At 61.1% G+C, this 1,587-nt stretch carries 3 protein-coding genes; 2 read left to right on the top strand and 1 reads right to left on the bottom strand.

Translation table 11 applies throughout. The features are described from left to right. On the bottom strand, positions 1-396 hold a 396-nt coding region (locus tag JMF90_RS36440), incomplete at its 3' end, for a porin (protein ID WP_201317107.1). A gap of 434 nt (positions 397-830) precedes the next feature. Here JMF90_RS36440 and JMF90_RS36435 point away from each other — a divergent pair. Next, entirely contained in the window at positions 831-1,148 is a 318-nt protein-coding gene (locus JMF90_RS36435) for a non-heme iron oxygenase ferredoxin subunit (RefSeq protein ID WP_006478721.1), read from the top strand. A 1-nt stretch (position 1,149) separates the two neighbouring features. Continuing rightward, positions 1,150-1,461: a recombinase-like helix-turn-helix domain-containing protein gene (locus JMF90_RS36430; protein ID WP_011547421.1), complete on the top strand. Its 312-nt coding sequence runs from the start codon at positions 1,150-1,152 to the stop codon at positions 1,459-1,461. The last annotated feature ends 126 nt before the right edge of the window (positions 1,462-1,587 follow it).

Genomic DNA, 1,587 nt, shown 5'->3' with positions numbered 1-1,587 from the left:
GAGATACGCGGTGCTGAGCGGATCGAGATAGTCGAACGACAGCGGCGTCTGGCGGCCGAGCGTCAGTGTGCCGTAGCGCTCGGCGCTGAGGCCGACGAACGCCGCGCGGTTCCAGATCGTGTTCGCCGTCGCGAACTGGCCGTTGTTCGTATAGAAGCCGTTTTCCAGCTGGAAGATCGCCGACAGTCCGTCGCCGAGATCTTCCTTGCCCTTCAGGCCCCACCGGTCGGGCTGCGTATTGCCCTGGATCATCGCCCACTTCGCGTGGCCGCCGACGTTGTTCACGTATGCGACGCCCGCATCCATGCTGCCGTACAGCACCACGCTGCTCTGCGCCCACGCGCCCGACGCGACGCCCATCCCGATGACTGCTGCTACTACCGCATGCTTGACCATTTGATCTCCTGACTCTCCAACCTGATGAATACGTGTTGTGACGGCCTGCGCGGGGACGGCCGGCCGTCGCGCATGTTCATCGCCGAACGGGCATTCTTGTGTTCCATATAAGGAACAATGTGCCTTTAATGGAATGGAGTATAGAGGGGGTGCGCGCCCGATCAAAAATAAATTTTTCGGGACGGATGAGTGGCGGGCAGACGCCCGGCAATCCCGCGTGATGTCTTGAAAAAGCCGATAAATCCCCGTCGCATAACAAAAAATTACATTCGACAGGGTAGACGAAGGGAGCGGCCGAGCTAAGTGTCGGTGTTTTCCCTAGGACATGCAGCTTTTTATTTTGCTCGCGGAAAGTCGCTCCTATAATCACCATCCATAAACTGACGTTCCGGATATGGAACAAACCGAGAGTCGATCAGAAGGAAGGGTGTGAGATGTCTGAACAATGGATTTGCGCCGGTCATGCCGGCGCGCTGTCGGAAGACACGCCGATCGAGTTCAAGCGGACCGACGGCGTGGAAATCGGGATCTACCGCGTCGGCGACGACGTGTATGCGCTCGAGAACGTATGCCCGCATGCGTACGCGTTGTTGACGCAGGGGTTCGTCGACGAAGGCACGGTCGAGTGCCCGCTGCACGAGGCCGTGTTCGACATCAAGACGGGCGCATGCCTGAAGGGTCCGGGCGGACGCGCGCTGAAGCAGTACGCGGTGCGCCTCGCCGGTGAAGAAATCCAGATCAAGGTGGAATGACATGAAAGAAGCGACCGTCAACTTCAATCCCTTCCTGAAGCCGTGGGTGGCGCCGCAGCCGAACAACGTCGCGGGCAAGGGGCAGATCGAGATCCCCGGTCAGGTCGAGAACCAGATCTGGCAGAACCGCAAGGCCGCACCGACCCAGTACGAGAACGACCTCGGCGATGCGCTCGAACGCGTGTTCGAGAGCGGCGCGACCGAGGTGGACGATGTCGTCGCGGGGCTGAACCGCATCGGCTTCCGCGCGCCGGACGGCACGGTTTGGACACCTGAGCGTTTCCGCGCCGAAATGGCCTCGCTGGCGGAATGAACGCACTGACCGCGCCGCGCGCCTGAGCGCCGACCCGACAACCGCATCCGGAGCACACTGATGACGTCCCCCGACCAACACGAAGCCCAACACGACCCGGTCCGTGACTATCTCGACCGCGGCATC

The organism is Burkholderia sp. E168m23 (genome assembly GCF_016586125.1).
In the GTDB taxonomy this organism is placed as follows: domain Bacteria; phylum Pseudomonadota; class Gammaproteobacteria; order Burkholderiales; family Burkholderiaceae; genus Burkholderia; species Burkholderia orbicola.
The sequence above is the reverse complement of the archived record's forward strand: the minus strand, read 5'-3'. Positions and strand labels throughout refer to the sequence as shown.

Excerpts from the sequence above, each read along its gene's own strand:
- JMF90_RS36430 (WP_011547421.1), top strand. The coding sequence starts at position 1,150 with ATGAAAGAAGCGACCGTCAACTTCAATCCCTTCCTGAAGCCGTGGGTG.
- JMF90_RS36435 (WP_006478721.1), top strand. The coding sequence starts at position 831 with ATGTCTGAACAATGGATTTGCGCCGGTCATGCCGGCGCGCTGTCGGAA.